Annotated in this window: 14 protein-coding genes and 1 riboswitch; of the genes, 10 read left to right on the forward strand and 4 right to left on the reverse strand. The window is 73.6% G+C overall.

Annotated elements, in window-relative coordinates; translation table 11 throughout:
* Positions 1–27: 27 nt before the first annotated feature.
* Both nrdD and ET471_RS17410 read right to left on the reverse strand, forming a co-directional pair.
* The gene (nrdD, locus tag ET471_RS17405) at positions 28–2,325 is read right to left on the reverse strand and encodes an anaerobic ribonucleoside-triphosphate reductase (RefSeq protein WP_242496347.1); all 2,298 of its coding nucleotides are present in this window, start codon (positions 2,323–2,325) and stop codon (positions 28–30) included.
* A gap of 209 nt (positions 2,326–2,534) precedes the next feature.
* A complete protein-coding gene (locus tag ET471_RS17410) occupies positions 2,535–4,091 on the reverse strand; it encodes an L-lactate MFS transporter (RefSeq protein ID WP_129190421.1) in 1,557 nt (518 codons plus the stop codon).
* A gap of 577 nt (positions 4,092–4,668) precedes the next feature.
* On the opposite strand from ET471_RS17410, the gene ET471_RS17415 reads away from it, so the two are divergent.
* Positions 4,669–6,237 (forward strand): polysaccharide deacetylase family protein, encoded by a 1,569-nt coding sequence (locus tag ET471_RS17415; protein WP_129190423.1) that lies wholly within the window; start codon positions 4,669–4,671, stop codon positions 6,235–6,237.
* 6 nt (positions 6,238–6,243) lie between these two features.
* Here the strand turns inward: ET471_RS17415 and ET471_RS17420 are convergent, their stop codons facing one another.
* Both ET471_RS17420 and ET471_RS17425 read right to left on the reverse strand, forming a co-directional pair.
* Positions 6,244–6,909, reverse strand: a complete 666-nt coding sequence (locus ET471_RS17420) for a hypothetical protein (protein WP_129190425.1) — start codon at positions 6,907–6,909, stop codon at positions 6,244–6,246.
* Positions 6,910–7,018: 109 nt separating this feature from the next.
* Positions 7,019–8,200, reverse strand: coding sequence for an MFS transporter (locus tag ET471_RS17425; protein WP_129190427.1), 1,182 nt, complete (start codon positions 8,198–8,200; stop codon positions 7,019–7,021).
* A gap of 170 nt (positions 8,201–8,370) precedes the next feature.
* A riboswitch (SAM riboswitch) is annotated at positions 8,371–8,481 on the forward strand.
* Between the two features lie 34 nt (positions 8,482–8,515).
* Between ET471_RS17425 and ET471_RS17430 the strand changes: the two genes are divergently transcribed.
* The 9 genes from ET471_RS17430 to ET471_RS17465 all read left to right on the forward strand — a co-directional run bounded on the left by ET471_RS17430 (position 8,516) and on the right by ET471_RS17465 (position 18,785).
* Entirely contained in the window at positions 8,516–9,661 is a 1,146-nt protein-coding gene (locus tag ET471_RS17430) for an LLM class flavin-dependent oxidoreductase (protein ID WP_129190429.1), read from the forward strand.
* Positions 9,662–9,753: 92 nt separating this feature from the next.
* The gene (locus ET471_RS17435; RefSeq protein WP_129190431.1) at positions 9,754–11,421 is read left to right on the forward strand and encodes an ABC transporter substrate-binding protein; all 1,668 of its coding nucleotides are present in this window, start codon (positions 9,754–9,756) and stop codon (positions 11,419–11,421) included.
* Positions 11,418–11,792 (forward strand): ABC transporter permease family protein, encoded by a 375-nt coding sequence (locus ET471_RS18295; protein WP_207207299.1) that lies wholly within the window; start codon positions 11,418–11,420, stop codon positions 11,790–11,792. Before ET471_RS17435 ends, ET471_RS18295 begins: the two co-directional genes overlap by 4 nt.
* Positions 11,789–12,442 carry an ABC transporter permease gene (locus tag ET471_RS17440; RefSeq protein ID WP_207207300.1) on the forward strand — a complete coding sequence of 218 codons (654 nt, stop codon included), beginning with the start codon at positions 11,789–11,791 and terminating at the stop codon, positions 12,440–12,442. The genes ET471_RS18295 and ET471_RS17440 overlap by 4 nt, the downstream gene beginning before the upstream one ends.
* A complete protein-coding gene (locus tag ET471_RS17445) occupies positions 12,439–13,347 on the forward strand; it encodes an ABC transporter permease (protein WP_129190433.1) in 909 nt (302 codons plus the stop codon). Before ET471_RS17440 ends, ET471_RS17445 begins: the two co-directional genes overlap by 4 nt.
* Positions 13,344–15,068, forward strand: coding sequence for a dipeptide ABC transporter ATP-binding protein (locus tag ET471_RS17450; protein ID WP_129190435.1), 1,725 nt, complete (start codon positions 13,344–13,346; stop codon positions 15,066–15,068). Before ET471_RS17445 ends, ET471_RS17450 begins: the two co-directional genes overlap by 4 nt.
* Complete coding sequence (locus tag ET471_RS17455) at positions 15,065–16,105, forward strand: alpha-hydroxy acid oxidase (RefSeq protein ID WP_129190437.1); 1,041 nt, start codon at positions 15,065–15,067, stop codon at positions 16,103–16,105. Before ET471_RS17450 ends, ET471_RS17455 begins: the two co-directional genes overlap by 4 nt.
* The gene (locus tag ET471_RS17460; protein WP_129190439.1) at positions 16,102–17,580 is read left to right on the forward strand and encodes an FAD-binding oxidoreductase; all 1,479 of its coding nucleotides are present in this window, start codon (positions 16,102–16,104) and stop codon (positions 17,578–17,580) included. The genes ET471_RS17455 and ET471_RS17460 overlap by 4 nt, the downstream gene beginning before the upstream one ends.
* The gene (locus ET471_RS17465) at positions 17,577–18,785 is read left to right on the forward strand and encodes an aminotransferase-like domain-containing protein (protein WP_129190441.1); all 1,209 of its coding nucleotides are present in this window, start codon (positions 17,577–17,579) and stop codon (positions 18,783–18,785) included. The genes ET471_RS17460 and ET471_RS17465 overlap by 4 nt, the downstream gene beginning before the upstream one ends.
* Positions 18,786–18,819 lie beyond the last annotated feature (34 nt).

Consider the following 18,819-nt stretch of genomic DNA (forward strand, 5'->3'; position numbering starts at 1 on the left):
GTCACCGCCCCAGCGCCCCGCGGGACGTCAGCAGTCGCGCCCGGCATAGTCGTTCGACCCCGCCGTGTGGTTGACCCGGTCCGCCAGCTCGTGCTGCCGGCCGCGCACCACGCCGCGGACGACGGGCTCCGAGAGGTAGCCGCACACGCGGCGGATGACCTCGACCGAGTCGGGGTCGTCGCCGTTCTCGAGCCGCCCGGTGTTACCGCAGCCCGGGCACGTGAACCCCTCGTTCGCGGCGACGAAGTCGCCTTCGTAACCACAACGGAAGCAGCGGTCGATCGGCACGTTGACGCCCATGTAGCCGATCTCGTGGTCGTAGGCGTAGTCCCACACGGCCTCCACGGCCTTCGGGTTGTTCCGGACGTTCGGCCACTCGGTGTAGTGGATGAAGCCGCCCGACGTGTACGGCGCATAGGGCGCCTCGAAGTCGAGCTTGCGGAACGGGCCCCAGCCGTCAGCCTCGCCCAGACGTGGGTCGAGGTGGAAGCTGTTGACGTAGTACGTGCGCCCTGACCCCTTGTCGGTGACGTCGGGGACGGCGCCGAACTTCTCGCGGTCCATCTTGGCAAAACGGTCCGTGAGCGACTCCGACGGCGTCGAGTACACCGAGATCGAGGCGCCCGGGACCGTGCCGTCCGTCCCGCTGAGGTCGGCAGCGTTCCAGGCCTCGCACTTCGCCTTCATATGGGCCAGGACGTCGATCGTGAACTGCTTCGCCTGCTCGTTGGTCTCCCAGCGACGCCCGAAGAAGACCGTTGCCACCTCGTACAGGCCGATGAACCCGAGCGAGAGCGTCGCGCGACCGTTGTCGAACAGGCGGCCGAGGCCCTCGCGGTCGCCGTCCTCCAGCCTCGCGAACCCGCCCGACTTGTAGAGGATGGGGGCGTTCTCGGGCACGGCCTGGCGCACACGCGCCTCGCGGAACCGCAACGCCTCGTGAACGATCTCGAGACGCTCGTCGAGCAGGCGCCAGAACTCCGCGGTGTCCGCGCGCGACTCCAGGGCGATGCGAGGCAGGTTGAGCGTCACGACGCCGAGGTTCATCCGGCCGACGGTCTCCTGCTCGCCGGTCTCCGGGTTCACGAACGCCGACAGGTGGGAACGGCACCCCATCGCCGTCTTGTAGGACCCCGTGATCTTGACGATGTTGTCGTACAGCACGACGTCGGGATACATGCGCTTGGTGGCGCACCGGATCGCCATCTGCTTGATGTCGTAGTTGGGGTCGCCCGGTTCCAGGTTGACGCCACGCTTCAGCGTGAAGATGAGCTTGGGGAAGATGGGAGTCCTGCCTTCGGCCCCGAGCCCCTTTTCCTGGACCAGAAGAATGGCTTTCTGAATCTCGCGCTCGAACCACGAGGTACCCAGACCCAGGCCGATAGAGACGAAAGGAGTCTGCCCTTGCGTGCTTGCCGTGGTATTGGTGTTGAACAGGAGGGTCTGGGCGGAGTCGTAGATCTCCTTGACGGTGAGCGCGCGTGCATACTCTTCGCGCGCGACCTCGTCAGAGATCCATCTCTCACCCGTCGCGAGGTGCTTTCTGTAGGACTTCTCGGCATAGGGGGCGAGCACCAGGTCGATCGTCTCGATGGTCACACCGCCGTACTGCGACGACGACACGGCGATGATGAGCTGCGCCAGCTGCGACGCGGCGGTCTCGATGCTCTTGGGCGACTCCACCTGGGCGTTTCCCATGGTGAAGCCGTGCGCGAGCATGTCCGCGAAGTTCGGCAGGTCGCAGTTGTTGAACGGCGTGTAGGGCGAGTAGTCCAGGTCGTGGAAGTGGATCTGGCCCTTGATGTGGGCGCTCGCCACGCGCGGCGGCAGCATCGCGAGGCCGCGGGCCTTGGCCACCGAGCCGGCCATGCGGTCGCGCTGGACGTGGAAGACGCGCGAGTCCTTGTTGGCGTTCTCGTTGGCGACCTCGTTGTCCTGCAGGCGGCCGACCTGGTGCTCGACGCTGAACTGCTGCTGACGGCGCAGGTCCTTCTCGAGCCGGTACGTCGCGTAGATCTCCGCGACGTCGCCGTGCCCAGTCTCCATGAGGGTCTGCTCGACGATCGCCTGGATCTCGTAGACCTTCGCGTTCGTCGGGAACCGGCGGAAGATCTCCGCGTCCACGGCGGCGACGACGGCGGCCAGCTCTGCCTCGTCGACGGCGTCGTCCCACGCGCGCAGCCACGCCGGCCGGATCGCGTCCCGTACCCGCCGCAGGTCGTACGTGGTGCGCGTGCCGTCCCGCTTGATCACCGTCGGCGCGGCGACCAGGAAGGTCGGGGAGTCAGGGTTCACGTCGACGTCGAGCTGCGTCACTACAACCACGGGCCTTCCTCAGCGGGTTCGACCACAAGATGTTGTGGTCCGACCAAACGGTAGACCCGGCGACAGCGTCTCGGCGGCCGTCACCGCGTCCCGAGCGGTGCGTCGTCGGCGGATGTTTCTCACACCCCTGCGGACGTGCGCGCCGCCCTCGGATGTGGTTTGGTGCGCGCCGCCGCCCGGCCGACCGCCGGGCGGCGTCGCGCGGCCCGTCAGGTGAAGAGCGCGACCGCTTTGATGACGGTGGTGACCAGGCCGTAGGCCAGGCCACCCACGACCACGACCCACAGCACGCGCGGCAGCACCGTCGAGAGCGTCCCGCCGCGGGCGAGGAGCTGCTCGGCCGACGTCGGCGCCGCGACCCGCGACCGGCGCAGGCGCCCGGTCGCCGCGTGCGCACCCGTCCGCGGCGCCGGGCCGGCGTCCGCCGGCGTCGTCGCGACGGCCGCGACCGGCTCGTGCCAGCGCTGCGCGACCGGCCGCACCAGCAGGTTCGCGACGAAGCCCACGCACAGCAGACCGGCCATCACGAGCATCGACATCGCGTAGAGGTCGGCGCCCTCGCGCCCGGCGGCCTTCTGGTGGTCGGCGATGGAGTTGACGATGAGCGGCCCCGCGATGCCGGCGGCCGACCAGGCCGTGAGCAGCCGGCCGTGGATCGCGCTGACCTGCATCCCGCCGAACATGTCCTTGAGGTAGGCCGGGATGGCGGCGAACCCGCCGCCGTAGAAGCTGATGATGATCGCCGCGAACAGCACGAACAGCACGATCGACGACGTCCCCACCTGGGACAGCAGCACGTACACGACCGCTCCCACGCCCAGGTACATCATGTAGATCCGCTTGCGCCCGACGACGTCGGAGAACGTCGACCAGCCGAACCGGCCGCCCATGTTGCACAGGGACAGCACGCCCACGAACCCGGCGGCGACGGCCGCCGCCGTGCCGGGGAAGAAGTCCTGCACCATGGGCGCCGCCTGCTCGAGGATGCCGATGCCCGCGGTGATGTTGCAGAACAGCACGACCCACAGCAGCCAGAACTGGGGCGTCCTGATGGCGTTCTGCGCGGTGACGTTGCCCTGGCAGATGAGCGCCGACCGCGGCTTCTCGGGCGGCGTCCAGCCCTTCGGCCGCCAGTCGGGGTGCGGCGTGCGGATGGTCGCCGCACCGGCCAGCATGACGACGACGTCGATCGCCGCGATGGTCAGGAACGTCGGGATGATCGCGTTGACGGGGTCCGCCGCGAACGACTCGAGGAACAGGTCCGTCAGCGGCGACGCGATGAGCGCCCCGCCGCCGAAGCCCATGATCGCGAGCCCCGTGGCCATGCCCGGCCGGTCGGGGAACCACTTGATGAGCGTGGACACGGGCGACACGTAGCCGATGCCCAGGCCGATGCCGCCGATGCCGCCGTACCCGAGGTAGAGCAGCCAGAGCTGGTTCGTGGCCACGCCCACCGACCCGACGGCGAAGCCCAGGCCCCAGCACAGGGCCGCCAGCACCATCGCCTTGCGCGGTCCCACCCGCTCGACCCACGTGCCGCCGAACGCGGCCGAGAGGCCCAGCATGCCGATCGCGATCGAGAAGACGATCCCGATCTGTGTGAGGCTCGCGTCGAACCGGTCGACGAGCGCGGTCTTGAACACGCTGAACGCGTAGACCTCGCCGATCGACAGGTGGACCGCCAGCGCGGCCGGCGGGATGAGCCACCGGTTGAAGTCGCGCGGCGCCACGGCGCGGCTCTTGTCCAGGACCGACAGGATGCTCATGCCGGATCCCCCTCTCACACGTCCACGGCGGTGCCGGGGCACCATTGCCGGGCACCGTAATCGACCCCCATCGCGCGGCCGGGCCGTGTCGCGCAACGGTCGGTCCGGTCACGGAAGGACCAAAGCTCACCCTGCGGGAAGCCTCGGCGGGCCCCGCACCTGGCTATGGTCACGCCGTCCGGCCGCGTCCGTCTGCCCTGGTGAGAGGCCCACGGCACCGTCATGACGACGTTCGACGCCGAGCGCCTCGCGGGCTGGACGCCGCTCAGCACCGTCGTCGGCCTCGTCCTCTCGATCGTCGCCTGGCTGGTGCTGCGCGGCGCGCTGCGGGCGTTGCGCGCCGACGGCGCGCCGACGGCGCGACGCCCGCGGGCCTGCCCGCGCTGCCCGGCCCCGACTCCCCGCGGCGCCCGACGGCGCGACGCCGCAGGAGCAGGCGCGCCAGCGGCTCGCGTGGATGGCGAAGCGGTCGGGGCTCCTCGGGCGACGCTGACTCCCGGCGACCGCCGCGCGCCGCAGACCGACGTCCTGCGCGCGCCTGCCGCGCCCCGCCCCGGACTCCGCCGATGCTGGGGGCATGGCTGGCCGGATCCTGCGCCGCGTCGGCGTCGCCCTCGCGGCGTCGGTCGTCGTCGTGCTCGGGGCGCCGCTGGCCGTCGACGCCGTGGCCACGGACCGCCCCGTCGTCGGGCTGCGGCTCGCGGACCTCGCGCGCTCCGAGGTCTGGTCCGACGGCGCCGCCGCGGCGCGGGCCGTCGCCGACCAGCGCGCCGCGACCACGCGGACGCTCACGGCCGGGTCCGCCACCCACGACCCCACCCTCGCGACGCTCGGCCTGGTGGACCCCGCCGACGAGCTGCACGACCGGCTGCTCGCCGCCGGCCGCGACGGCTCGTTCTGGGACGACCTCGTCACGCAGACGCGGGCGGTGTGGGGCCTCGAGGAGGTCATCCCGCCCCGCGACCGGCTCGACCCGGACCGGCTCGAGGCGGCGCTCACCTCGCTGGCCGACGAGGTCACCGCCGCGCCCACCGACGCGTCGATCGCCTACGCCGCCGGCCGGGTCGTCGTCCGCCCGGACGTCCCGGGCCGGCGGCTCGACGTCGACGCCGCCGTCGAGGCGGTGACCGCCGCCGTCCGCGACGACGCCCCGTCCGTGGACCTGCCCACGGCGCCCGTCGCGGCCGCGGTCACGTCCGCCGACCTCACCGCCGCCGCGGCCACGGTCGGCACCGCCGTCGAGCGCCCCCTCGTGCTCGCCGCGGGCGACACGCGCAGCACCGTCGCGCCCGACGCCGTCTTCGCCGCGCTCCCCGTCACGGTCGCCGGCGGCGTCGCGTCCGTCGGGGTCGACGCCGCCGGGCTGGGCGCCGACATCGACGCGGTCGCCGCCCTGACCGACCGCCAGCCCGCGCTGCGCATCGTCATGACCGGCACCGTCGTCGCGCCGGGAGCCGAGGGCGCGCGGCTCGACCGCGCCGCGGCCTCGCAGGCCGTGCTCGCCGAGCTCCAGGCGCGCGCCGCGGGCGGCGGCTCCGACGTCGTCACCCTCCCGGTCACCGCGCTGCCGTTCACCACCGTGGAGGCGACGCCGGGCGCGTTCGAGGGCGACCAGGCCGTGCACCTGACGTTCGACGACGGGCCGGGCGGGCACACCGAGCAGATCCTCGACATCCTCCGCGCGAAGGGCGCCCACGCCACGTTCTACGTCGTCGGCGACAGGGCGCGCGAGCACCCGGACACGGTGCGGCGCATCCTCGCCGAGGGGCACCGGCTCGGGAACCACTCCACGACGCACGCCGACCTGACGAAGGCGACGCCGGAGGCGCTCGCCTCCGAGCTCGCCACGACGCAGCAGCTCCTCACCGACATCACGGGCGTGCGCCCGACGGCGTTCCGGCCGCCGTACGGTGCGGTCGACGCCGCGGTGCGAGCCGCCGCCGCGGCGGAGCACCTGTCCGTGGACCTGTGGACCGTCGACCCGAACGACTGGCGCAACCCCGGCGGCGCCACCGTGCGCGACCGGGTGCTGGCCGCGGCGAAGCCCGGCGACGTCGTGCTGCTGCACGTGCTGAACCAGAGCACGGTCGACGCGCTCCCCGGGCTCATCGACGCCCTGCGCGCCGGCGGGCGCCCCGTCGACTGAGACCCGTCAGGCGGACGGCGGCCGCACGCCGTACGTGAGCGCCAGGTCCCAGGGCGTTACGTCCCAGGTGAGCGCCACGTCCCACATCATGCGCCAGACGACGGCGAGCGTGGCGTCGGAGCGCGGCGCCGCGACCGAGGCGACCGGCTGCCCGGCCGTGACGTGGTCCGACCAGAACTGCGACCCCGCCGGGGCGGGCGCGGCCTCGAGGCGGATCTCGTCGTCGGCCGCGACGAACAGGCAGTACGGCTCCGCGGGCGCGTCCCAGCCGCCCGCCTCGAGCAGCAGGTAGCCGCCCGACGCGACCGTGAAGCGCACGGCCCGTCGGAGCCCGTCGGCGACGTCGTCCATGGTCGTGTCGCGGGGCTTGCCGGGCGTGCCGAGCGGGATCGTCACCCCGTCGAACGCGCCGCGCGGGTCGGCGTCCGGGGCGCGGGTGCGCGGCGCGAGGACGAGCACGCCCCGCTCCTCGTCGAGCAGGGCCACCTCGCGGAAGCGGCCGTCGGCCCGCTGCGTGCGCGCGAGGAGCCCCTCGTACATCGCCCGGCGCAGGCCGTCGTCGTCGAGGGACCACAGGCGCGGCCGGTCCGTCCACGTCGTGACCAGGCCGCCCGCGCACAGGCTCAGCTGCGCGGGGACGAGCTTCGACCGGGCGTCGGGCGTGTCGTTCACGCCTCCATGGAACCAGCGACCGGGCGGGTCGGCGCGGGCACCGTCTCCGTCTGCGGCGTCATGGGACGCCCTTTGCCTTGCGCGGGTCAGGTGGCCTGCCTTGCGCGGGTCAGGCGGCGACGGCCGGCGAGGACGCCGTCCGCCGCACCACGCGCTCGCTCATCACGGCGACCAGGACCGTGAGCAGCAGCATGAAGGGCGGGAACAGGCCGATGTCGACATGGTTCGCGACGAGCCCGAACGCGGGCGGCATCGCGATCGACCCGGTGTACGCGGCCGCCATCTGGACGCCGACGATCGCCTGGGAGTTCTCCGCGCCGAAGTTGCTGGGCGTCGAGTGGATGATCGCCGGGTAGATCGGGGCGCACCCGAGCCCGGTGACCACCAGCCCGTTGAGCGCGAGCGCCGTGCCCGGCACGGGCAGCCACACGGCGACGATGCCCACCACCATGAGCGCGAGGCCGAGCCGGATCATGCCCCGGTCGCCCACGCGGTCGGCGACGAAGCCGGCCAGGAACCTGCCCACGGTGATGCCGAGGAGGAAGAACGAGGCGTAGCGCGCGGCGGTCGCGGTCGCGACGCCGCGCTCGATGGCCAGGTACGACGCGCTCCACAGGATCGCGGTGCCCTCGACGGCGCAGTAGCCGAAGAACGCGAGCAGCAGCGACTTCACACCGCGGATGCGCAGGATCTCGGGCAGCCGCAGCGCCCGCGCCGTCGTGCGCAGCTCCGCGGTCTGCGCGAGCTGGCCGCGCCACAGCGGCAGCGTCGCCACGAGGATCGCGCCGATGCCGAGCTGGAGGAACGCGACGGTCCGGTACCCGCCGGACCAGCCGTGCTGGGAGCTCAGCGCCTGCGACATGATGAACGGGCTGATGACCGTACCGACGCCCCAGAAGCAGTGCAGCCAGTTCATGTGCCGCGAGCTGTAGTGCAGGGCGACGTGGTTGTTGAGCGCGGCGTCGACGGCGCCCGCCGACAGCCCGAACGGGACCGCGAGCACGAGCAGCGGCCAGAACGACCCCACGAGCGAGAACCCCAGCAGCGCCAGCGCCGAGACCAGCACCGACACGGCGGTCACGCGCCCCGCGCCGAACCGGCGCGTCAGCCGGTCCGACAGCAGGCTCGAGACGATCGTCCCCGCGGAGATCACCATGGCGATCAGCCCCGCATACGACAGCGGGACGCCGAGATCCTGCTCCATCGCGGGCCAACCGGAGCCGAGCAGGGAGTCCGGGAGCCCGAGGCTGATGAACGCGAGATAGATCAGCGCGAGCAGGAGCGTGGCCATGGGGACGACACTTCCGGCAAGCGCCCCTGGTCGGCAACCGGTGCGCGGCGCCACTTTCTGAAGCGAAACTGTCCACAATGCGGGAACTCATTTCCTTCCGTTGACGACGACGGCAACAGTTCGTACCTTCCCGTTCTGCCAGGTCAGATGCGATCTGGCACCGCCTCTGCGGTCATGAGTCCCGACGCCAAGCCCCGGCTCGTCGGGCGGCAACCCTCCCCTGTGGCGGGGTGCCCCGGGTGACGACCAGGCGCACGTCTTCGCGTGCGCAAGCACAGCCCACCGGGCTCCAGCGCCCGGGGAACAGGAACTGCGATGAGCGACGCCCTGCGCCTGCACTGGTACCTCCCGTCGGCGGGTGAGTCCCGCGACGTCCTGCACGGCGGCACCAACATCGCGCCGGTCGACGACGGCGCCCCGACCGCCCCGTATCGCGCACCGTCGCTGTCGTACCTGACGCAGGTCGCGCTCGCGCTCGAGGAGACGGGGTTCGAGTCGGTCCTGGTGCCGACGGGCTCGTACTGCGAGGACCCGTGGGTCCTGGCCGCGTCGCTCGCCGCCGTGACGAGGAACCTGAAGTTCCTCGTGGCGCTGCACCCGCGCACCACGACGCCCGCCTACACCGCCCACCGGGCCGCCACCCTGCAGCGGATCTCGGGCGGGCGCCTCTCCCTCAACGTCGTCACCGGCGAGCCCGGCCCCGAGGCCTGGAAGCACGGCGACTTCGGCGACAAGGAAGACCAGTACGCCCGCACCGACGAGTTCCTCGACGTGTACCGCGCGCTGTTCCGCGGCGAGACCGTCGAGCGCGAGGGCCGGCACGTCACGCTGCGCGACGCCACGCTCGACACCGTGCGCGGCACGCCCGTCCCCGACCAGCCCGAGGTCTGGTTCGGCGGCTCGTCCAGCTACGCGGGCGACGTCGCCGCCAAGCACGTCGACGTGTACCTGTCGTGGCTCGAGCCGCTCGACCAGCTCGCGGAGAAGATCGAGTGGATCCGGGGGCTGGCCGCGGCCCAGGGCCGCGAGGTCCGGTTCGGCGTCCGGTCCTGGGTTCTCGTCCGCGACACCCACGAGCAGGCCGAGCGCGACGCTCTCGCGCTGCTCGACGGCGTCGACGCGGCCAAGCAGGCCCAGTTCCGGTCGTTCCTCGTCCAGCGTCAGTCCGTCGGCCAGCAGCGCGGGCAGGCACTCCTGGCGGACGCCGACGTCACCCGTCCCGAGAGCCTCTGGATCGCCCCCGGCGTGTGGGGCGGCTTCGGCCTGGTCGCCGGAGGCCCCGCGCTCGGGTTCGTCGGCTCGTTCGACGACGTCGCCGACCGCCTCGAGGAGTACCGCCGCATCGGCGTCTCCGAGGTCATCGTCTCCGGGTTCCCCAACCTCGAGGAGACCCGCTGGGTCGGTGAGGGCCTGATCCCGGCGATCCGTCGCCGCGAGGCCCTGGTCCCCGCCGGCGCCTGACCTCGGCGCCTGTCCCCTGCCTTATCCCCTGCTCCACCCCGCCACGGCTGCGCGGCCACGACCGTCCGCAGTCACACCCGTGAGGACTTCCCATGCCCATCGTCACCACCCGATCGACTCGACGGACCGCCGCGGCCGCGCTGACGCTCGCCGCAGCCCTCGCGCTCGGCGCCTGCTCGGGCGGGTCCGCCGCCTCGACCTCGGCAGGCGGCACGGCCCCGACGGGGACCCCCGTGGACGGCGGCTCCCTGACCTGGGGCGTGAGCGTCGAACCGGTCTGCTACAACCCGCAGCGCTCGGGGCAGCAGAACTCCTACCCGATCATCCGCAACTTCGCCGAGTCGCTCGTCGGCAAGGCCGCCGACGGCACGTACACGCCGTGGCTGGCCAAGTCCTGGGACATCTCCGACGACGAGACCGTGTACACGTTCCACCTGCGCGACGACGTGACCTTCTCCGACGGCACCCCGCTGACGGCGCAGATCGTCAAGGACAACTACGACCTGTTCGTCGCCGACGGCTCCACCCTCAACGCCCGCCCCTACTTCGTCGCCTACGACCACTCCGAGGCGACGGACGACCACACCCTGGTCGTCACGCTCAAGCAGCCCGACGGCGCGTTCCTCGACGGCGTTGCCACGATCAGCTCGGCGATCCTCGCGCCCACCTCCCTCGCCGTCGACGGCGACCTCTGCCAGCCGAGCGCCGAGCTCATCGGCACCGGCCCGTTCACCGTCAGCGACTGGCAGGCCGGCCAGCAGATCGTCTTCACCAAGCGCTCCGACTACGCCTGGGGCCCCGGGTACGCCCAGCACACCGGCCCGGCGCACCTGGACAAGGTGACGTACCGCTACCTGCCCGAGGCCACGGTCCGCACGGGTGCGCTGACCGCCGGCCAGGTGGACGTCATCGAGAACGTCCAGGTCACCGACACCACCGTGTTCAAGGACGCGGCCGGGTTCCAGTACCTCACCGGCCCGACCACCGGGACGGCGTTCAGCCTCAACATCAACACGCGCATCGCCCCCGCCGACGACGTCCGCGTCCGCCAGGCGCTGCGCGACGGCTTCGACCTCGACGCGCTGATCCAGGGCCAGTACCTCGGCACCGTCCAGAGGGCGTACTCGAGCGTCGGCCCGGACAGCCCGTACTTCGACAAGGACCTCGTCGGCACGTGGGGCAACGACGTCGACGGCGCCAACGCGCTCCTCGACGAGGCCGGCTGGACCGGCCGCGACGCCGACGGCTACCGCACCAAGGACGGCACGCGCCTGACCATCGTCGTCGGGTACCCCGAGCCGTACGTGCGCGACGAGCGGGACGTCCTGCTCCAGGCCGTCAAGGCCGAGCTCAAGGAGAACATCGGCCTGAACCTGGACGTCCAGATCATCACCGGTGCGGCGTTCTCCGACGAGCTCGCGAAGGGGACGTGGACGGTCTACCCGAACACGCTGCCCACCGCCGACCCGTCGAACCTCTTCCGCAACGTCTTCACCAGCAACGGCTTCCTGTACGCGGGGGCGACGCAGGCGACCGCCGGCCTCGACGAGCTCGTCGCCGAGAGCCGCGCGTCGCTCGACCCCGCCACGCGCAAGAAGGCGCTCGACGCGATCCAGGCCGCCGTCGTGGACGACGCGCGCTACGTGCCGCTGTACCACCCGGTATACACGGTGGCCGCCAAGGACACGGTCGGCGGCCTGTCCTTCGAGCCGCAGCTCGACTCCCCGGCGAGCTCCTACGACGTGTGGGTCCAGCAGTGACCTCGCTCGCCGTCGAGCCTCGCAGCACCGGCGAGCCGTCCTCCCCCGGGCCCGCGCCTCGCGCGGGCGCCGGGGCGGCACCCGCCCGCGGGACGCACCCCGTCGTGCGCCGGCTGGTGACCCGGGTCGCGTCCGGCGTCGTGGTGCTGTGGGCGGCGGCCACGATCGCGTTCTGGACGCTGCAGGCCGTGCCCGGGTCCGTCGCGGACATCCTCGCCGGCGACCTCAACGACCCCGAGCTGCGGGCGGCGCTCGTCTCCGAGTGGCAGCTCGACCGCTCCCCGTGGGCACAGTACGTCCAGTTCCTCGGCAGGCTCGTGCAGGGCGACCTCGGCACGTCCTACGTGCAGCGCCAGCCCGTGCTCGGGTGATCTCCGACCAGATCGGCTCGACGATGATCCTCGCGCTCAGCGCGGGCGCCCTGGGGACGCTGCTCGCCGTCGTGCTCTCGACGACGACGATCGGCCGCCACCGCGCGGTCCGGGCGGTGCTGTCGACCCTGGAGCTGGTCTTCGTCTCGGTGCCCGTGTTCTGGTCCGGGATCCTGCTGCTGATGGTCTTCTCGTTCGGGCTGGGGCTGTTCCCGGTCGCGGGCGGCACCGGCGTCCAGTCGCTCGTGCTGCCCACCGTCGCCCTCGCCCTGCCGACGGCGGGCCTGCTCAGCCAGGTGCTCCGCGAGGCCATGGAACGCACGATGCTCGAACCGTTCGTCGTCACCGTGCGCGCGCGTGGCGTGCGCGAGTCCCTCGTCGTGTGGCGGCACACGCTGCGGCACGCGCTGGTGCCCGGCATGACCGTCGCGGGCAGCCTCGTCGGCGGCCTGCTCGGCGGCGCGGTGATCACCGAGCAGGTCTTCGGACGGCCCGGCCTCGGCTCGGTGACCCTGCTCGCCGTGACCAACAAGGACGTCCCCGTGGTGCTCGGCGTGGTGCTGCTCGCCGCGACCGTCTACGTCGTCGTCTCCACCACGCTCGACGTGCTGTACGCGGCCGTCGACCCCCGTCTGCGAGGTGCCCGATGAGTGCCACGTCCCTGCTGGGACGCCCGAAGGCCGTCCCGCGCGCTCCCCGGGTTCCCTGGGTCGCCTCGGCCCGCCGACGGGTCACTGTGCCCGTGGCCGTCGCCCTCGTGGTCGTCACGTTCCTCGCCGTGCTGGTCGCGTTCCCGGGCGTGCTCGCCCGCTTCGACCCGTACTCCAGCGACCTGACCGTCGGCCTCCGGGCGCCCTCGGGCGAGCACTGGTTCGGCACCGACCGCCTCGGGCGCGACGTCTGGTCGCGGGTCGTCCACGGCGCGCGCTACTCCGTGCTCATCGGCCTGGCTGCCACCGCCATCGGCGTCGTGCTGGGAACCGTCCTGGGCGTGAGCGCGGGACTGTCCGGCGCGTTCCTCACCGGCCGCGTCGGCCGGTGGCTCGACGAAGGGCTGACCCGGCTGCTCGACGTCGTGTCGTCCTTCCCGGCGATCCTGCTGGCCATGCTCGTGGTCACGTTCACCGGGCCCGGCGTCTGGAACGTCGCCGTCGCGATCGGCATCGCCGGCATCCCGCTGTACGCCCGCGTGGTGCGCTCGCAGACGTTCGTCGTCACGCGCGCCGACTACGTGGCGCACGCGGCGGTGTTCGGCCGCAGCCGGTGGGCCGTGCTGGGCGAGCACGTGCTGCCCAACGCCCTGACCGCGGTGCCCGTGCTCGCCGCGATCGACATCGGTACCTCGATCCTCGCCGTCTCCGGGCTGTCGTTCCTCGGGCTCGGGCCCCAGCCGCCCATCCCCGAGTGGGGCGTGATGCTCGCCGAGTCCCGGGACGTGCTGCGGGTCGCCTGGTGGGCGGGCGTGTTCCCCGGCGTGTTCATCACCGGGTCGGTCATCGCGTTCACCGTGCTGGGCCGCTGGTTGCAGGCCCGCACCGACGGGAGGCAGTCATGAGCGCCACCACCTTCCCCGCCGCACCGACGACGCCGGCCGCCCTCGCGACACCGCTGGTCAGCGTCGAGAACCTCACGGTGGACTTCGCGCTCGGCCCCGGTCGTCGCACGCGCGCCGTCGACGGCGTGTCGTTCACCGTGCACTCCGGCCAGTGCGTGGCGATCGTCGGCGAGTCCGGCTCAGGCAAGTCGGTCACCGCCCGCACCCTGCTCGGGCTGACCGGCCCCCGCTCGACCGTCACCGCAGACCGGCTGGAGATCGACGGCGAGGACGCGACCGCGCTCAGCGAGCCCCGCTGGCGCACCATCCGCGGCGGCCGCATCGGCATGGTGCTGCAGGACGCGCTCGTCTCCCTCGACCCGTTGCGCACCGTGGGCGCCGAGATCGCCGAGGTGCTGCGCACCCACCAGGTCGTGCCGCGGGCGCGGACCCGCGAGCGCACCATCGATCTGCTCACCGCCGTCGGCGTCCCCCGTCCCGACGTCCGCGCCGAGCAGTACCCGCACCAGCTCTCCGGCGGGCTCCGCCAGCGGGCGCTCATCGCGTCCGCGATCGCGGGCGACCCGCGCCTGATCATCGCGGACGAGCCCACGACGGCGCTGGACGTCACGGTGCAGGCCCAGGTGCTCGACACCCTCGCCGCGCGCGTCGCCGAGGGCTCGGGGCTGCTGCTGATCTCGCACGACCTCGCCGTCGTCGCGGGCATCGCCGACCACGTCCTGGTGATGCGCGACGGCGTCGTCGTCGAGAGCGGCCCGACGGCGCAGGTCCTCGGCGCGCCGCGCGAGGAGTACACGCGCTCGCTGCTCACCGCGGTTCCGTCGGCCTCGTCGCGCGGCTTCCGCCTGGTGCGCCCCTCCGCCGTCGACGCGCCCGGCGGCGGCGCGAACGGCGAGCGGGCCACCACGTTCGTCCGCGAGCGCCTGCCGCAGCGCACGCCCGACGCGTCCGACGTCGTGCTGCAGGCGCGGCACCTGACACGCTCCTTCGCGAACGGCCGGCACGGCCGGCACGTAGCGGTCGACGACGTGTCGTTCCAGCTCGGAGCGGGCGAGACGCTCGGGATCGTGGGCGAGTCCGGCTCAGGCAAGAGCACACTGGTCAACCTGGTGCTCGGGTTCCTCGAGCCCGAGGCCGGCGAGGTCCTCGTGCGGGGCGAGGCGTGGTCCCCGCAGCCCGAGCGGGCCCGCCGGCCGCGTCGTGGTCTGGTGCAGCTCATCTCGCAGGACCCGCTGAGCTCGTTCGACCCGCGCTGGACCGTGGACCGCGTCATCGCCGAGTCCACGCTGCGCCTCGGGCTGGGCGCGGACGAGTCCCGCTCCCGGGCGGTGCGCCTGCTGCGCCGTGTGGGCCTGGACGAGTCGGTGCTCGCCCGCCACCCGCGTTCGCTGTCCGGCGGGCAGCGGCAGCGCGTCGCCATCGCGCGCGCCCTGGCCCCCGAGCCGCAGGTCCTCGTGTGCGACGAGCCGACGAGCGCCCTGGACGTGTCGGTCCAGGCGCAGGTGCTCGACCTGCTGGCCGAGATCCAGGCCGACCGGGGCACGTCGCTCGTCTTCGTCTCCCACGACCTGGGCGTGGTGCACCACGTCGCCGACCGCGTCCTCGTGCTCCAGGACGCCCGGGTGGTCGAGGAGGGCGCCGTGGACGACGTGCTGTCGCGGCCCGGCCACGAGTACACGCGCCGTCTGGTGGCGGCGCTGCCCGCGGCGGTGGGCGCGTGAGCGCGCCCACGGTGGCTCCGGCCGTGGACCCGCGCGTCGCGGCGTACCTGGACGGCGCCCCCGGCGACGGCCAGACAGTGCGTGCCAACGTCGCCGCCTGGGAGCGGCTGCCGCTGCGCCCGCGCGTGCTGCGGGACGTCACGCACGTCGACACGGCGCTCGAGCTGTTCGGCCTGCGCTCCCCCGCGCCCGTGATCGCGGCACCGTGGGCGGGCCACGGCCTGGTGCACCCCGACGGCGAGATCGCCACCGCGCGCGGGCTCGCGGCCGCCGGCATCCCCGGGGTGATCTCCTCGGGCGCGTCGGTGCCCGTCGCCGACATCGCGGCGCACTCCGGGCCGTTCTGGCAGCAGCTGTACGTGCCACAGGACCGGTCCCTGATCGACGGGTTCCTCGACCGGGTGGTCGAGGCGGGCGCGACGGCGCTCGTGCTCACGGTCGACCACCCCGCCGTCGGCAACACGCTGCCGTTCCGGGCAGGGCTCGTCGGGCTCGCCGGGCGTGCACGCGCCAACCCGAACTTCCCCGGCGTGCCGCCGACCGCCCTCGGCACCGCGACGGACCTCGGCCCCGCCGACATCGGACGGCTGGCCGCACGCACCGGCCTGCCCGTCGTCGTCAAGGGCGTCCTGCGCGCCGACGACGCGCGCACCGTCGTCGACGCCGGCGCCGCCGCCGTCATCGTCTCCAACCACGGCGGGCGCGAGCTCGCCGGCTCGCTGACCACGGCGCACGCGCTGCCCGACGTCGTCGACGCCGTCGCCGGCACCGTGCCCGTGCTCGTCGACGGCGGCGTCCGGCGCGGCGAGGACGTCGTGCGGGCCCTGGCGCTCGGCGCCCGCGCCGTCCTCATCGGCCGCCCCGTCGCGTGGGCACTCGCCGCCGGCGGCGCGGACGGCGTCCGGCGCTGGGCCACCGACCTCGTCGAAGACGTCCGGCGTGTGCACGTGCTGTGCGGCGCGCCGACCCTCGCCTCCGTAGGACGCGACCTCGTCGCCGCTGCGCAGCACTCGCCCGACCAGCAAGGAGCATCATGACCACCCCGCGGGCCAGCGCCCTCGTCACCGACATCCTCGCCGCCCTGGCCTCGGACGACGTGCTCACGACGCCCGAGGACGTCGCGCCCTACCGCTCCGATGCCGCGGGTGTGCCGACCGAGCGCCCACCCGCCGTCGTGGTGATCCCGCGGACGGTCGAGCAGGTCCAGGCGGTGGCACGCGCCGCCACCCGGCACCGCGTCCCGCTCGTCGTGCGGGGCACCGGCACGGGCCTCTCGGGCGCTGCAACCGCGCCTGCCGACGGCATCGTGCTGTCCACCGCGGGCCTCGCCTCGATCGAGATCCACCCCGGCGACCAGGTCGCCGTCGTCGGGCCCGGCGCGGTCACCGACCACGTCGACGCCGCGGCCCGCGAGCACGGCCTCATGTACGCGCCCGACCCGGCGTCGTCGCGGTGGAGCACCATCGGCGGGAACATCAGCACCAACGCCGGCGGCCTGCGCTGCGTGAAGTACGGCGTGACCCGCGACGCCGTTCTGGCCCTGGACGTCGTGCTCGCGGACGGCCGGCTGCTGCGCACCGGGCACCGCTCCGTCAAGGGCGTGACCGGGCTCGACCTGACCGCCCTCGTCGTCGGGTCGGAGGGGACGCTGGGCATCGTCGTCGGGGCGACGCTGCGGCTGGTGCCGGCACCGGCGCGGGTGCGGACCCTCGTCGTCTCGACCAGGTCCCTGGCGGAGTCCGGCCGGGCCGTCGACGTCGTGACCGGCTCAGGCGTGCGCCCCTCGTGCGTCGAGCTGCTCGACCGCGGCACGCTGGAGAACATCGACGGGCACAGCGGCACCGACCTCGTGGCCCGCCACGGGAACGGGCTGGTGCTCGTGCGCACCGACGGGCCGGGCGCCGACGTCGAGATCGAGACGCTCGCCGCGGCGCTCGACGCCGCCGGCCTGCGGGCCGAGCTGCTCGACACCGCCGAGGGCGAGCGCTACCACGAGCTGCGGCGCACCGGTCGCGGTCCCGTCACGGACTCGTGGGCGGCGGGCGAGGACGTCGCGGTGCCCCGGTCCCAGCTCGTCGCGATGCTCGCTGAGATCGAGGCGATCGCCGCCCGCCACGACCTGGAGGTCCAGGCGGTGGCGCACGCCGGGGACGGCAACCTGCACCCGGGCCTGCTCGCCCGACGCCGGGATGGCGAGACGCGACCGCCTGCACGCCTCGAGGTGGCCCTCGACGAGCTGGTCCGCGCGGCCCTCGCCCTGGGTGGCACCATCAGCGGCGAGCACGGCATCGGGACGCTCAAGCGCGGCTGGCTGGCCGACGAGCTCGGCGCCGAGCAGATCGCGCTGCAACGCGCGGTCAAGGCGGTGTTCGACCCGCTGGGCCTCCTCGCGCCCGACAGCTTCCTCGCGGACGCCGCCGCGGCGGTCCCGACGGGATCGATCGTCAACGGCCCGCTCACCGAGGCGGGCGAGGACGAGGCGCTCGTCGCGGCAGGGACGGTGCCCGCATGACCGCCGACACCCGCGTCCTCGCCGGGCGCGTGCGAGGACTCGCCGCGCCGACCCGGTTCGGCGCCGTCCTGGGCGCACCGCCCGCCGACTCCATCGCGCTGACGAGCGGGTCCCCGGACGTCGCGCTCCTGCCTGCCGAGCAGATCGCTGCGGCGACCGCCCGCGTGCTCGCCGACCCGCGCCGGGCCGCCGTCGCGCTCGACTACTCCCACCGGCCCGGGCACGCCGGGCTGCGCGCCTGGCTCGCCGAGCGCGAAGGCGTCAGCGTCGATCGCGTGGTGCTCACCAACGGGGCGCTGCACGCGCTCGCGCTGCCGCTGCTCGCGGTGGTCGAGCCGGGGGACGTCGTGGTGGTCGAGAACCCCGTCTACCCCCTGCTGCTGGGCGTGCTGCAGCTCACCGGTGCGCGCGTCGAGGCCGTGCCGACGGACGCCGACGGGCTCGACGTCGACGCGCTCGAACGGCGCCTCGCCGACGGCCTGCGACCCCGGGCGCTGTACGTCGTGCCCGACTTCCAGAACCCCACCGGGGCGACGCTGAGCGCGCCGCGCCGCGCCCGCTTGGTCGAGCTCGCCGAGCGGTACGGGTTCCTCGTGCTCTCGGACAACCCGTACACCGCCCTGCGCTGGGCGGGTGACCGGCCCGCCGACCTCGACCTCGGGAGCGACCGGGTGGTGCACGCCAACACGTTCTCCAAGGTGTTCGGTCCGGGCCTGCGCCTGGGCTGGGCCGTGCTCCCGGAGTGGGTCACCCCGGGCGTGCTCGACCTGCGGGCGCGCACCGACCAGCACGCGTCGAGCCTCGTCCAGGAGATCGTCGCCGACCTGGTGCTCGTCGACGATCTCTACGACGTCGTGGCCCAGAGGGCCGCGTCCGAGTACGCCCGGCGAGCCGCGGCGCTCGTCGAGGGGCTTCGCGCCGCGCTGGGCACCGCGGTCTCGGTCGACCTGCCGGACGGCGGCCTGTTCGCCTGGGTGCACATCGGCCCGGGCGCTGACGCGCTGGCCGCCAGGCTCGGTGACCACGGGGTGCTGGTCTCCCCCGGCAGCCAGTTCGTGGTGCCGGGCTCACCCGCGGCGGACGGTGCCGCGGTCGCCGAGCACCTGCGGGTGTCGTTCGCCCGGCACGGCCTGGACACGCTGGCCGAGGCGGTGCGCCGGTTCACGACGGCGCACGCCCGGGCCGCCCTGGAGGTTTCGAGATGACGGAGGTGACCGTGGCTACGGCGACGACGGTGAG

This window comes from Xylanimonas protaetiae (genome assembly GCF_004135385.1).
GTDB lineage: Bacteria > Actinomycetota > Actinomycetes > Actinomycetales > Cellulomonadaceae > Xylanimonas > Xylanimonas protaetiae.

Coding starts and splice junctions, on each gene's coding strand:
- ET471_RS17410 (WP_129190421.1), bottom strand. CDS start 4,091: ATGAGCATCCTGTCGGTCCTGGACAAGAGCCGCGCCGTGGCGCCGCGC.
- ET471_RS17415 (WP_129190423.1), top strand. CDS start 4,669: ATGGCTGGCCGGATCCTGCGCCGCGTCGGCGTCGCCCTCGCGGCGTCG.
- ET471_RS17425 (WP_129190427.1), bottom strand. CDS start 8,200: ATGGCCACGCTCCTGCTCGCGCTGATCTATCTCGCGTTCATCAGCCTC.
- ET471_RS17430 (WP_129190429.1), top strand. CDS start 8,516: ATGAGCGACGCCCTGCGCCTGCACTGGTACCTCCCGTCGGCGGGTGAG.
- ET471_RS17435 (WP_129190431.1), top strand. CDS start 9,754: ATGCCCATCGTCACCACCCGATCGACTCGACGGACCGCCGCGGCCGCG.
- ET471_RS17445 (WP_129190433.1), top strand. CDS start 12,439: ATGAGTGCCACGTCCCTGCTGGGACGCCCGAAGGCCGTCCCGCGCGCT.
- ET471_RS17450 (WP_129190435.1), top strand. CDS start 13,344: ATGAGCGCCACCACCTTCCCCGCCGCACCGACGACGCCGGCCGCCCTC.
- ET471_RS17460 (WP_129190439.1), top strand. CDS start 16,102: ATGACCACCCCGCGGGCCAGCGCCCTCGTCACCGACATCCTCGCCGCC.
- ET471_RS17465 (WP_129190441.1), top strand. CDS start 17,577: ATGACCGCCGACACCCGCGTCCTCGCCGGGCGCGTGCGAGGACTCGCC.